Annotated in this window: 11 protein-coding genes; 4 read left to right on the top strand and 7 right to left on the bottom strand. The window is 24.9% G+C overall.

Annotated elements, in window-relative coordinates; translation table 11 throughout:
- Positions 1 to 62 precede the first annotated feature (62 nt).
- Positions 63 to 1079 carry a 6-phosphogluconolactonase gene (gene pgl, locus D9V70_RS01495; RefSeq protein WP_158355996.1) on the top strand — a complete coding sequence of 339 codons (1017 nt, stop codon included), beginning with the start codon at positions 63 to 65 and terminating at the stop codon, positions 1077 to 1079.
- A gap of 12 nt (positions 1080 to 1091) precedes the next feature.
- Here pgl and bioA read toward each other — a convergent pair whose 3' ends face one another.
- On the bottom strand, positions 1092 to 2378 hold the full coding sequence (gene bioA / locus D9V70_RS01490; protein WP_158355995.1) for an adenosylmethionine--8-amino-7-oxononanoate transaminase: 1287 nt from the start codon (positions 2376 to 2378) through the stop codon (positions 1092 to 1094).
- A gap of 84 nt (positions 2379 to 2462) precedes the next feature.
- Here bioA and bioB point away from each other — a divergent pair, with 84 nt between their 5' ends.
- Both bioB and bioD read left to right on the top strand, forming a co-directional pair.
- Positions 2463 to 3491: a biotin synthase BioB gene (gene bioB / locus D9V70_RS01485; protein ID WP_158355994.1), complete on the top strand. Its 1029-nt coding sequence runs from the start codon at positions 2463 to 2465 to the stop codon at positions 3489 to 3491.
- A gap of 274 nt (positions 3492 to 3765) precedes the next feature.
- Positions 3766 to 4440 (top strand): dethiobiotin synthase, encoded by a 675-nt coding sequence (gene bioD, locus D9V70_RS01480; protein WP_158355993.1) that lies wholly within the window; start codon positions 3766 to 3768, stop codon positions 4438 to 4440.
- Positions 4441 to 4517: 77 nt separating this feature from the next.
- On the opposite strand, the gene glyA is transcribed toward bioD, so the two are convergent.
- The 4 genes from glyA to rlmN form a co-directional block, all read right to left on the bottom strand.
- A complete protein-coding gene (glyA, locus tag D9V70_RS01475; RefSeq protein ID WP_158355992.1) occupies positions 4518 to 5774 on the bottom strand; it encodes a serine hydroxymethyltransferase in 1257 nt (418 codons plus the stop codon).
- A gap of 32 nt (positions 5775 to 5806) precedes the next feature.
- Positions 5807 to 7108: a histidine--tRNA ligase gene (gene hisS, locus D9V70_RS01470; protein WP_158355991.1), complete on the bottom strand. Its 1302-nt coding sequence runs from the start codon at positions 7106 to 7108 to the stop codon at positions 5807 to 5809.
- Between the two features lie 71 nt (positions 7109 to 7179).
- On the bottom strand, positions 7180 to 8256 hold the full coding sequence (ispG, locus tag D9V70_RS01465; protein WP_158355990.1) for a flavodoxin-dependent (E)-4-hydroxy-3-methylbut-2-enyl-diphosphate synthase: 1077 nt from the start codon (positions 8254 to 8256) through the stop codon (positions 7180 to 7182).
- 149 nt (positions 8257 to 8405) lie between these two features.
- Positions 8406 to 9500, bottom strand: a complete 1095-nt coding sequence (gene rlmN, locus D9V70_RS01460) for a 23S rRNA (adenine(2503)-C(2))-methyltransferase RlmN (protein WP_158355989.1) — start codon at positions 9498 to 9500, stop codon at positions 8406 to 8408.
- A 177-nt stretch (positions 9501 to 9677) separates the two neighbouring features.
- Between rlmN and D9V70_RS01455 the strand changes: the two genes are divergently transcribed.
- Positions 9678 to 10481, top strand: coding sequence for an inositol monophosphatase family protein (locus D9V70_RS01455; protein ID WP_158355988.1), 804 nt, complete (start codon positions 9678 to 9680; stop codon positions 10479 to 10481).
- Between the two features lie 2 nt (positions 10482 to 10483).
- On the opposite strand, the gene topA is transcribed toward D9V70_RS01455, so the two are convergent.
- Both topA and sohB read right to left on the bottom strand, forming a co-directional pair.
- On the bottom strand, positions 10484 to 13048 hold the full coding sequence (gene topA / locus D9V70_RS01450; protein WP_158355987.1) for a type I DNA topoisomerase: 2565 nt from the start codon (positions 13046 to 13048) through the stop codon (positions 10484 to 10486).
- Between the two features lie 79 nt (positions 13049 to 13127).
- Positions 13128 to 14177: a protease SohB gene (gene sohB / locus D9V70_RS01445; RefSeq protein WP_158355986.1), complete on the bottom strand. Its 1050-nt coding sequence runs from the start codon at positions 14175 to 14177 to the stop codon at positions 13128 to 13130.
- Positions 14178 to 14214: the final 37 nt, after the last annotated feature.

Below are 14214 nucleotides of genomic sequence, written 5' to 3'. Positions count from 1 at the left end.
AAAATAATAATTATTTTTTATGATATAAAAATAGTTTTAAGAAAAAATATTGAGGTAGTTGTATGAAGCAAATCGTTTATATCGCAAACGGAACAAGTGAAAATATAGAAGTATGGAGTTTATGTCAAAATGGAGATATGAATTTACTTCAACAAGTTTCAACAAATGGTCAAATTCAGCCTATGAGAATTGTTAAAAATAAAAATTTTTTATATGCTGGAATTCGTCCTAATAATAAAATTATTACTTATATTATAAAAAAAAATGGTTGTCTTGAAAAAAAATATGAAAGTTTTATACCAGGAACACCTAATTATATTTCATTTAATAAAACTAATGATTTTCTCTTTTGTAGTTCATATCATTCAAATTGTTTAAGTGTAAGTCCATTAAATAAAAATGGTATACCGGAAAAACCAATTCAAATTATTTATGATATTCAAGGATGTCATGCTGCCCGAGTAAATTATAAATATAATATATTATTTGTTATGTCTCTTAAAGAAGATCGTATTTATTTATATTATTTAAAAAATTTTGGTATATTAAAAAACACAGAACAAAAATTTCTTAAAACTCAAAATAAATCTGGACCACGTCATATTGTTTTTCATCCCAATCAAGATTTTGTTTATACTATAAATGAACTAAATGGAACTATAGATGTATGGAAAATAAATAAAACAAATAATATCATACATATAAAAAATATACAAAATATTAATATATTCAATCAAAATAATCATTTTGCAAAAGTTTATTGGTCTTCTGATATTCAGATAACATCATGTGGACGTTTTTTATATGTTTCCGATCGATTATTTAATACGATTTCTTTATTTCATATTAATAAAAATAATAAAATCATATTTTTTCAAAGTTATAATACAGAAGAACAGCCTAGATCATTTTATATCGATAAAACAAATTCGTATTTAATAGTTGCTAGTGAAAAAAATAATATATTTACCATATATAATATTTTGAAAGGTACTGGAGAACTAAAAAAATTAAATACATATAGCACTGGAAATAGACCCGTTTGGATACTTATCCATCAGTTAAATTATAATTTTTAATGATTATATAATTTATAAAAAAAATGAAGCATTATCTAAAGCTTTTTTAATAGAGTTAGTCAAAACACTTAATTGTTTAGTATCAATAATATAAGGTGGGACAATATAAATTAATTTTTTAAAAGGTCTAATCCATACTCCATTATTTACAAAAAATTTTTGTATTAAAGCTATATTAATCAAGCGCATACATTCTACTACACCAATAGCTCCTAATATTCGTACGTTATTTACATTATGATGATTAATCAGCGGTAATAAATCTTTACATAATTGTTGTTCAATATTAGAAACTTGTATTTTCCATTTATTTTTTTGCAATATTTTAATATTAGCATTGGCAGCAGCACATGCTAATGGATTTCCCATATAGGTTGGACCGTGCATAAAACAACCAATTTTACTATTACTAATAGTTTTTGCAATATGACTAGAAGATATTGTTGCTGCTAGTGTTATTGTGCCTCCTGTAATAGCTTTTCCTAAACATAATATATCGGGCACTACATTAGCATGTTCGAAAGCAAATAATTTTCCAGTACGTCCAAATCCAGTAGCAATTTCATCAAAAATCAAAGGAATAGAATAATAATCACATAGACATTTTATTTTTTTTAAATATATAGGGTGATAAAATTTCATTCCTCCTACGCCTTGCACTATAGGTTCTAATATTACACCAGCTATTTTTAATGAATTTTTTTCTATTATTTCTTGAAAAGATATAAGATCGTTTTCATTCCATTTATCATGAAAAGAAGACATTGGTGGGTCAGAAAAAAAGTGTTTTGGTAAAAAGTTGTTATATATTTTATGTATAGAATTTTTAGGATCAGAAATTGACATTGCAGCAAAAGTATCACCATGATATCCATGACGAATAGTTAAAAAAAATTTTCTTCTTTGACCTAATGAATACCAATATTGTATTAGCATTTTCATTGCTACCTCAATAGCAACTGAACCAGAATCAGAAAAAAAAACACAATCTAACTCTTTTGGTGTTAAATCAATTAGTTTTCTAGCAAGAGCAACTGCGGCAGGATGTGTGATACTACCAAACATAACATGAGACATTTTTTTTATCTGTTTTTTTAAAGCTTTATTTAAAATAGGATGATTATAACCATGTATTGCAGACCACCATGAAGACATACCATCTATTATCTTTTTCCCGTTATTTAATTTTAAATACACTCCTTTAGCAGATATAACCGAATAGCAAGGAAGTGGGTTAGTCATAGATGAATAAGGATGCCAAATATGTTTATAATCAAACATTATATCAGATTGATTCATTTTTTATTTATCTATATAAAAAAATATTGTTTAATAATATTATAAACCTTTGATTAAATAAATCATAATTTTTTTGGAGATAAAATGAAAAAAAAATGGACTCTAGAAGCTACAAAAAAACTTTTTAATAAACCATTTTTTGATCTTATTTTTCAAGCTCAAAAAGAACATAGAAAAAATTTTAACCCAAACACTATACAAATAAGTACGTTGCTTTCAATAAAAACAGGATCTTGTCCAGAGGATTGTAAATATTGTCCACAAAGTTCTAGATATAAGACAGGATTAAAAAAAGAGCCTTTATTAAAAATAGAAACTATTCTTGATGCAGCAAAAAAAGCAAAATCTTCAGGTTCTAGTAGATTTTGTATGGGTGCCGCATGGAAAAATCCAAAAGAAAAAGATATGCCGTATTTAGAAAAAATTATTAAAGAAGTAAAATCAATGGGAATGGAAACTTGCATGACTTTAGGAACTTTAAATGCTTCTCAAGCAAAAAAATTATCTTCTGCAGGTTTAGATTTTTACAATCATAATTTAGATACATCTTCTAGATTTTATAGTCATATCATTACTACTCGTACATATCAAGAAAGATTAAAAACATTAGATATAGTTCGCAATTCTGGTATGAAAATTTGCTCTGGTGGAATTATAGGTTTAGGAGAAAAAATAGAAGATCGTATGGAATTATTAATGGAACTATCTAATTTATCTATTCATCCAGAAAGTGTTCCTATCAATATGCTAGTTAAAATCCCAGGAACACCAATGGAAAACAATAAAAATATAGAACCATTTGATTTCATTCGTATTATTGCGGCTGCTCGTATTATGATGCCCAAATCTTATATTAGATTATCAGCAGGGCGTAAAAACATGAATGATCAAACTCAAGCTATGTGTTTTATGGCTGGAGCTAATTCTATTTTTTATGGTTGTAAACTACTTACTGCAGATAATCCAGAAGAAAAAAATGATTTAAAATTATTAAAACAATTAAATTTGTATCCTGAATATAAGCATGAAATAATAGATAAAAAAAATGAGAATTATTCAATAAATCAAATGTCTAAAATCAAAAAAAATCAATATTATAATGCAGCAACATAATATTATTACAAATATAAAGTTATTAATTTTTTTATAAAATATATGTGTAAATTTTTTTGAAGTAATTAATTATTTTAATACATTAAAACTATATAGTTTTTCATTCACAAAAAAGTAACTCAATATTATAGTTATCTCTTCTTTATATTAGATATATAAAGTTAGCTATATATTGAGTTACTTAGTTAAAATAATATTCCAATATTTTGTATGTTATTTTTAAGAAAACGTTTATTTTTTCTTAATATTAACATTTTTAAAACAATAGGATCTTATGATTAAAAAATTTTTTATTACTGGAACTGATACAAATGTAGGTAAAACATTTGTAAGTAAAATTTTATTAAGAAAAGCATCTCAAATTGGATATAATACAGCTGGATATAAACCAGTTGCTTCTGGTTGTAAAAAAACACCATTGGGTTTTTTTAATCATGATGCAATTATTTTAAGAGAAAATAGTTCTGTGATATTAGATTATCAAGAAGTAAATCCAATCTTATTTTTTGAAAATGCTCCTCCTCATTTTTTAAGTAAAATTTACAATCGAAATATCAAGATGAAAAATCTTTCTTTAGGTTTAAAAAAAATTGTTAAAAAGAGCAATTGGATATTAATAGAGGGTGCTGGTGGATGGTATACTCCTATATCTTATCAAGATACTTTTTCAGATTGGGTTAAGAAAGAAAAATTAATTGTTATCATTGTTATTGGAATTAAATTAGGATGTATTAATCATGCTATTTTAACTGAAAAAGCTATTCTTTCTGAAAAACTAGAATGTAGAGGTTGGATTGCTAATCATACTATTCCTGAAGATAAATATAATTTATATTACATCCAAACTTTGCAAAAATATATGAATTCTCCATTCTTAGGAACTGTTCCTTACTTACAAAAAAAGAATCAAATAAACTTTAAAAAAATTAAAATTATATTGCCAGAATAAATTGAAAAAATATGTATAAAAAATATTATTTTTTTAGTTTTTAATATAATTTTTAAAAAGATGGATATTTTAATATATTAGTTGATGTAAACAGGATACTTCAAACAAAGTTGTAACACTTTGTTTTTAATTTTAATAATATTATCATAATCGTGAATGTTATTTAAAATACTAATTATCCAATGAGATATTTGATACATTTCCTTTTCTTTAAATCCTCTTCTAGTCACAGCTGGTGTTCCAATGCGTATTCCTGAGGTAATAAAAGGACTTTTTAAGTCATTTGGGATAGTGTTTTTATTTACAGTTATATTAGCTTTTCCTAAAGCAATATCAGCGTCTTTACCTGTTAATTTTTTATCACTTAAATCAATTAAAAATAAATGATTATGAGTACCACCAGATACTATTTTATATCCTTCTTCTAGAAAAATATTAGACATAATTTTAGCATTTTTTATTATTTGTTTTTGATATATTTTAAATTTTGGTTCTGATGCTTCTTTAAATGCTATAGCTTTTCCAGCAATTACGTGCATCAGTGGTCCTCCTTGTGCTCCAGGAAAAACAGATAAATTCAATTTTTGATACAAATTATCATTTCCGTTTTTTGATAAAATTAATCCTCCACGAGGTCCTGCTAAAGTTTTATGAGTAGTACTTGTAACTACATGAGCATAATATATTGGATTTGGATAAATTCCTGATGCAACTAAACCAGCAACATGGGCCATATCTACAACAAAATAAGCATTTACTTCATCTGCAATTTCACGTATTTTTTTCCAATTGCAAATTCCAGAATATGCTGAAAATCCACCAATAATCATTTTCGGTTTATATTTTTTAGTCAAATGTAATAGTTTTTCATAATCAATATCACCATGTTCGTTAATTCCATATGGAACTACATGATACATTTTTCCTGAAAAATTTACATGTGATCCATGAGTCAAATGACCTCCATGTGATAATTCCATTCCTAATATTGTATCACCAGGATTTAGTAGCGCTGTATAAACTGCAAAATTAGCTTGCGAACCAGAATGCGGTTGAACATTAGCATAGTCAGCATCAAATAATTTTTTTGCTCGATTAATAGCTAACTGTTCAATTATATCTACATGTTCACAACCACCATAATAGCGTTTTCCTGGATATCCTTCTGCATATTTATTAGTTAATTGTGATCCTTGTACTTTCATAACATAGTTACTAGTATAATTTTCTGATGCAATTAATTCAATATGATTTTCTTGTCTTTCTTTTTCTTTTTCTATTGCATACCATAATTCTGGATCATATTTTGAAAGCATTATTTTATTTTTAAGCATGTTTTCTCTCAATATGAATTTTATTAAAAAAACTAAATAGATACGTTTTTTATTTTAAAAAAGTCTTTAATTTTTAACATTAGATCATCTTTAATGAGATAATATTCTTGTTTTTTCTTTAGGTCTTTTATTAAAAAATATCTTTTTTTGGTTTCTTTTTTATTAATTATAATCACTATTCTTGCTGAAATGTTTTTAGCGTTTTTTATTTTTTTTCTAACACTTTGACTAAAAAAATTAATAAATATTTTTAATGTTGGATAGATATTTCTTATTTCTTCAGATAGTTTTATCGCAGAATTTTTCTCATCTTCTCTTGAAAAAATAATATAAATATTAATTTCTTCTTCAATATTAGAAATATTATTAATTGATTTTACTAATAAAACTAAACGTTCTATACCTATAGCAAATCCTATAGCAGATGTATTTTCACCTCCCATATCTTGTACTAAAGAGTCATATCGACCACCAGCACAAATAGTGTTTTGAGAACCTAATTTATCACTTTTCCATTCAAAAACAGTATCGTTATAGTAATCTAATCCTCTTACTAATTTTGGATTATATATATATTTTATTCCATAAGAAGCTATCATTTCACATAAATTTTTAAAATAAATATTTGAAGATTTATTAATATATTGACTTAATAATGGAGCTTCTTGCAGTATTTTTTGAACTTCTTGATTTTTAGAATCTAAAATTCTTAAGGGATTAGTATATAATCTTCTTTTGCAATCTTCATCTAAAATGTGCTCATATTTTTTTAAATAAGATACTAATTCTTTTTTATATTGAAATCGATCAATTCGAGAACCAATAGAATTAATTTCTAATGTTACATCTCTATCAACACCAATTTTTTTCCATAAACGATTAGTTAGTAAAATTATTTCTAAATCAATATCTTCTGTATCTAATCCGAATACCTCAGCTCCTAATTGATAAAATTGTCGATATCTTCCCATTTGAGGCCTTTCATATCGAAACATTGGACCGAGATACCAAAATTTATGATTGGTTTTTTTTTGTTGTAATAAACGGTTTTGTATTATAGCTCTTACACAACCTACAGTTCCTTCTGGACGCAAAGTTATACTATTTCCTTTTTTATCTTCAAAAGAGTACATTTCTTTTTCTACTACATCAGTAACATTTCCAATAGCTCTTTTGTAAATTTCAGTTTTCTCTAAAATAGGTAATCTAACTTCTAAATAGCAATAACTAGTTAACACCTCTCTTAAAATATTCTCTATATAATTCCATAATTTTAATTCTGTTGGAAAGTAATCATGCACACCTCTAATAGAGGTAATTTCTTTATTTTTCACTATATTCTCTTATAAATTAAAAAAATTTTATTTTTTTAATTAAAAATTATTTTTTTTAAAAAATTTATCACTTATTTTATCAGCTTTCTAATTTGAATTTCCATTTGTTCAATAATTTCGTCATTCTTTATTTTATTTTTTTGACGTATTCCATTTTTATATAAAGTACTTTTTTTATATCCTCCTGTTAATCCTAAGGTTGCAAGTTTGGCTTCTCCTATTCCATTAACAATACATCCAATAATTGATACATCTATAGGAGTAGAGATATCTTCTAGTTTTTTTTCTAATTGATTAACCGTATTGATTACATCAAATTCTTGTCTAGAACAAGTAGGACATGCAATGAAATTAATTCCTCTAGATCGTATAGATAAAGTTTTTAGAATATCATACGCTACTTTTACTTCTTCAATTGGATTCGCTGCTAATGAAATACGTATTGTATCGCCAATACCCTTCAACAACAAGTAAGAAATACCAATAGAAGATTTTACTGTACCACTTCTTAATCCACCAGCTTCTGTTATTCCAATATGTAAAGGTTGTGTAATTTTTTGTGCTAGCTTTTCATAAGATTCAATAGCTAAAAAAACGTTAGATGCTTTAACACTAACTTTAAATTTATCAAAATTTAAACTATCAAAGTATTCAATATGTCTTATAGCTGATTCAACTAAAGCGTCTGGAGTAGGAGTTCTATATTTATTTAATATATCTTTTTCTAAAGATCCTGAATTTACACCTATTCGAATTGGTATGTTTTTATCCTTTGCAACATTGATAATTTCTGATATCCTTTTTTGATTCCCAATATTACCAGGATTAATTCTTAAACAATCTGCTCCATATTCCATGGCTTTTAAAGCTAATCTATAATCAAAATGTATATCTGCAATTAATGGAATATTTGTTTCTTTTCTAATTTTTTTAAATGATTCAACTGATTCTAAATTAGGTATAGAAACACGAACAATGTCAACTCCTACTTTTTTTAAATCTAAAATTTGTTTAATAGTTTCTAAAAAATTTTCAGTTTTAGTATTTGTCATTGATTGAACCGAAATGGGCGCATTATCTCCAATAGGAACTTTTCCAACATAAATGCGATTAGATTTTCTACGAGTAATAATTTTGCATGGTTTCATATGATTTTTTGATTTTTTTTATAATGAATATAATAGAAAATATATTTTTTTAAATAACAACAAATAACTTAAACGTTAAATAATAAAAGATTCATATCACCTAAAATATATGTAGATTCTTTCAATATACTTTTTTTAATATAAAAATATTATAATCTTTGAAAACGATTGATTATATTTCCAGTTAACTGACCACATGCAGCGTTTATATCCTGTCCTCTATTTTTTCGAATTATTGTCGTAAATCCTTTACTTCTTAAAATATTTGCAAAAATATTAATTCTATTTAAATTACTAGATAAAAAAGATGAACCTAAAAAGGGATTCCAAGGTATAAGATTAATTTTACTAGGTATATTATTCAATAAAAGACTTAATTCATGTGCATTTTTATTCGAATCATTAATTCCATTTAACATTACATATTCTATTGTTACACCACCATAATTTGCTTTTGAATATTTTAAATATTTTAATGTTGAACTTAGAATTGATTGAATATTATACTTTTTATTGATTGGCATAATTATATCACGGATAGAATCATTAGGAGCATGAAGCGAAATAGCTAAAGAAACATCAATCATATTTTTCATTTTTTTTAAAGCTGGTGCTATTCCAGAAGTAGATAAAGTAATACGACGTTTCGACAAAGAAAAACCATATTGATCTAATATTATTTTTATAGCAGAAACAACATTATTTAAATTTAATAATGGTTCACCCATTCCCATAAAAACTATATTACTAATATGATTATTAATATTTTTTTGTTTAAGAATTTTATTTGCTTGCCAAATTTGTGCAATAATTTCAGAGACTTTTAAATTTCTATTAAAACCTTGTTGTCCAGTAGCACAAAAACGACATTTTAGAGCGCAACCTATTTGTGAGGAAACACAAAGTGTAGAACGTTTTTTTTCTGGAATATATACCGTTTCAATTTTTTGATTATCAATAGATGTGATCCATTTTATAGTTCCATCTGAAGAAATTTTTTCTTCTATAAACTCAGATGCAAAAATATAAGATTTTTCATTTAATTTTTTTCTTGTTTTAATACTTATATTAAGCATTTTATTGACATCATTGCAATTATGTTTATAAATCCAATTCATGATTTGTTTTGAAGAAAAATTTTTTTCTCCTAAAGAATTAAGAAAAAAATATAAATTTTTAGGATTTAAATCTAATAAATTAATTTTATTATTTAAAGTTTTTGATGTATTTAAATTACTTTTCATGTATAAATTCCAAATAAATTTAATAAAAAGCATTTTACTGTTTATTGAATATAATTATTAAACTGAATAAGTCAATTTTTAATAATTTTATTACAAAAAATTTTTTAATGATTAAAATATTAAAGAGGTTTAAATTATGATATTATTTTAATAAAATTAAAAATATAGGAGAATTTAATGCATCCCATGTTAAATATTGCAATTCGTGCAGTACGTAAAGGAGGAAATATCATTATTCAAAACTATGATACACAAAAATTTATAAAAGAAGATACAGAAAAAAATAAATTATTTATAAAAAACATTATGTATAGAACCTATAACACTATTAGTGAAATTATTTATAAATCTTATCCTAGACATATTATTTTAAATAAAAATCACAATATTGTTTTTAAAAAAAATGAAAAAGCTACAATTTGGATTATTAATGAATTAGATGGTAAAAAAAACTTTATCAAAAATTTTCCACATTTTTGTATTTCTATTGCAGTTATCGTAAAAAATAAGACAGAAATTTCCGTAATATATGATCCTATAAGAAACGATTTATTTACAGCTGTAAAAGGACAAGGATCTCAACTAAATGGATATAGAACAAGATGCAGTAATATTAATAGTTTAAAATATACTACAGTTGCTGTCAATTTACCTGACTATTTAGCTAATCAATCATTTTCTTATTTCGAAATATATAAAAAATTAATTTTATGTGGAATTTCTTTTAGATCAACAGGTTCAACAGTTCTTGATTTAGCTTATGTTGCTGCTGGAAAAATAGATTGCTTATTTGATTTTAATCTAGATCCTAGTAACTTTATTGCAGGAAAATTACAAGTAAGAGAAGCGGGTTGCTTAATTAGTGATTTTACAGGAGGACATGAAAATAATAATTGTCATTCTGGTAATCTAACTAGCAGCCCAAAAGTTATTAGATTAATTACTGAAAAAATACGAAACTGCTATATTAAATCAATATAAATTTACTTTTTTTTATTAATAACAAGCCATTTATTATCAACAAATATAGCTAACCAATCTGTAAATTTTCCTTCTTTCTTAGAACCAATATAGTATTGTTTTGTTTTTCTATTAAAACACACTATAGTTTTATTTTCTTTGTTATCAGTTATAGGAGCACTGGCTAAATATCGTATTTTTTCTGGTAGTAAATTTTGAAATCTAGCAAGTTCTTCTACGAAAGGAGATCTAGTTTCACGAGATTTAGGAAAAGTATTGGCAGCAAAAAAAATACCAGATGTTCCTTCTCTTAAAACAAATGATGCATTCGATGTTGTACATAATAATTCCGGAAAAGGAATAGGTTCTAGTTTTGGATCTGATATTTCACCATTAGCTAAAACTTTTCTTGTATTTTTACAATCTTTTTTAATGCAGAGAAAAAATTTTCCAAATCTACTAGTTTTCAATATCATATCATTATAACATTTTTCACATTGAATTACCTCAGATAAATAAATAGGACTATTAAAAACTCCTTTTTCTAATGTATAACCAAAACAACTAGGATTATTAATACAAATATGTATTTTCATTTCATTATTAATAAAATAACTATCCATAGTCATTTTACATTCTTTACAACGATGAATTTTTTCTATTAATTGCTGTTTTTTGTTATTTTTAAATTCATTTAATGAAGTTAAATTTATAGTCTTTTTACAACGTTTTTTAGGATCAGCATCATATCCCGAACAACTTAAAAAAACACCAGTAATTGCATTTTTTATTCCCATTTTTTTATAACATATAGGACATTTAATTGATGTCATAACAATAGTATTTGGTTCCATACCTCCTTCTTCTGGTTTTTTTTTAGCTTGTTCTAATCTTTTAGAAAAATCTTTAAAGAAAGAATTAAGAACTTTCTTCCATTCAATTTTATTTTCAGCTATTTTATCAAGATTTTTTTCCATACGAGCAGTAAAATTATAGTCGAGTAGATTGCTAAAATTTTTTTTCAATCGAATGGTAATAATTTCACCCATTTTTTCTGCATATAATTGATTTTTTTTTATTTTTACATACCCCTTTTCTTGTATTTTCGATGTAATTGTAGAATAAGTAGAAGGTCTTCCAATACCCTTTTTTTCTAATTCACGAACTAAAGAAGCTTCATTAAAACGAGGTAAAGGTTTAGTAAATTTTTGTACAGATGTAGCTTTATTAAAAAATAATAAATTTCCTATTTTTAGCGAAGAAATTTCAGATACTATATTTTTTTCTTCTTTTAAAATTTTCATCCAACCTTTAAAAACTATTATTTTTTCAATTTTTTTTAATTTAAATTCATTTGCTATAATTACAACTGTACTAGATTGATATTTCATTGGTGACATTTGAGAAGCTACAAATCGACTCCAAATAAGTGTATATAATTTTTGAGCATCTAAATTTAAATTACTATTGTTTATATTGGTTGTTTTAATGTTAGATGGTCGGATAGCTTCATGGGCTTCTTGAGAATATTGTATATTGCAATAAGTATTAGGTTCTATAGGTATATATCTATCACCATAATGTTGTTTTATGTATGTTCTAACTGTTTTAACAGCATTCTCATTGATATAAGTGGAATCAGTACGAATATAAGTTATATAGCCTTCTTCATATAATTTTTGTGCTAAAAACATTGTTTTTTTTACACTAAAACCTAAATCAATACTACATGATTGTTGCAATGTAGAAGTTATAAAAGGAGCTGGTGGTTCTTTAAAAAATATTTTATCTTCACGATGTTTCACGGTAAAATTAGATTTTTTAATTATCTGTATATATAAATCTAATTCCTCTTTATTCATTGGACGAAATATTTTATTTTGATAATGAGTAACATCTAAAATAATACTTTTCTTTTCTTGAAAAAAAAGAGATATGCTTAATTTCCAGTATTCTTCTGGTACGAAATTTTTTATAACATGTTCACGTTCTGATATTATGCGAACTGCTACTGATTGAACTCGTCCTGCAGAGACACCTCTAGAAACTTTTTTCCATAATAAAGGTGATATCATATAGCCTACAATACGATCCATAAATCTACGTGTTTGCTGAGCATTTACTCGATACATATTTATATGACTTACATTGTTAAATGCTTTTTTTATAGCATTTTTTGTAATTTCATTAAATACTACACGTTTAAATTTAGAAGGATCTCCTCCAATAACCTCTTTTAAGTGCCAGGCTATAGCTTCTCCTTCTCGATCTAAATCCGTAGCTAAATATATATGATCTACTGTATCAGCAATATTTTTTAATTCAGAAACAATTTTTTCTTTACCAGGTAAAATATGATATTCAGCTTTCCAATTATTATAAGGATTGATTCCTATCTGATACATTAAGTCATCTTTTTCACTAGACTGTGAAATAGACTGTTTTGTTTTATATTTTTTATTAAATTTTCTAACAAGTAAATCTCGTACGTGTCCTATACTAGATTTAACTATATATTTACATCCTAAATATTGATTTATAGTTTTTGCTTTTGTTGGCGATTCAACAATAACAAGAGATTTTTGCATATTTTTATCCAGTAGAACATATTAAGTTATACTAACTTATTCAATTAAAAAATTATTTAAATAATCTTTATTTTATACATTAAAAATAATTTTTATAAAAAAATAATTTAAGTAAAACTTTACTAATACTATCTATTAGAGAAGAAGTAAAACGTTCTAATATTTTTTTACTATAAACATATTGAATATTTAATAAAGTATATTCTTCCATTTTAGACATTAAAAAATCATCACTTGTACTAATTTCATCTACTAATTTTTTTTCTAAAGCCATAGTTCCAAACCAATGTTCTCCATTAGAGACGCTTTCAACATCTAAACAAGGTCTCATTTTTTTAATAAAATTTTTAAAAAGATTATGTATTGTATTTAATTCTTCACAGAACTTTTTACGTGTTGAATCTGTATTATGACCTAACATTGTTAAAGTACGTTTGTAATCTCCAGCGGTATGGAGTTCAATATCTATATTACATTTTTTTAATAGTTTGTTAAAATTAGGTATTTGTCCTACTACACCAATAGAACCTATTATAGCAAATGGTGCTGAAACAATATAATCTGCAACACATGCCATCATGTAACCCCCACTAGCAGCTATTTTATCTACAGAAATGGTTAATCGTATTCCTCTTTCTCGTAATCTATTTAATTGAGAAGCTGCCAATCCATATCCATGAATAACACCTCCTGAACTTTCTAAACGCAATAAAACTTCGTCATTTTTTTTTGCAACTGAAAGTATAGCTGATATTTCTTCTCTGAGACCTACTACTTCATTTGCGTAAACACCACCATTAAAATCTAATACATATAATGTTTTCTTTTGATTTTTAAAACATCCTTTTTTATTATCTAATATTTGTTTTTTTTTCTGTTTATTTTTTTCTTTATTTTTTATTTTTTCTTTATTCATCCATTCCTTTTTTTCAAAGGTATTCATTTTTGCTAATAAAACATTGTTTTTTACATTTTTATAATCTTTTTCTAGTAAAGTGATTTTCAATTTATTTCTAGTATTTTTTTTTCTTTTTACTATTAATATAAAAAGCATAGTAGCACCTACACTCACAATAATAAAAGTAAGGATTTTGGCTAAAAATAATCCATACTCAATAAGTAGATTCATGAAGTTATCTCCTTTGAAATAAAAAAAATAATTTATA

Source organism: Buchnera aphidicola (Lipaphis pseudobrassicae) (assembly GCF_005081185.1).
Lineage (GTDB): Bacteria > Pseudomonadota > Gammaproteobacteria > Enterobacterales > Enterobacteriaceae > Buchnera > Buchnera aphidicola_AD.
Note: the sequence above shows the minus strand (reverse complement) of the source record. Positions and strands in the feature narration are given on the sequence as shown.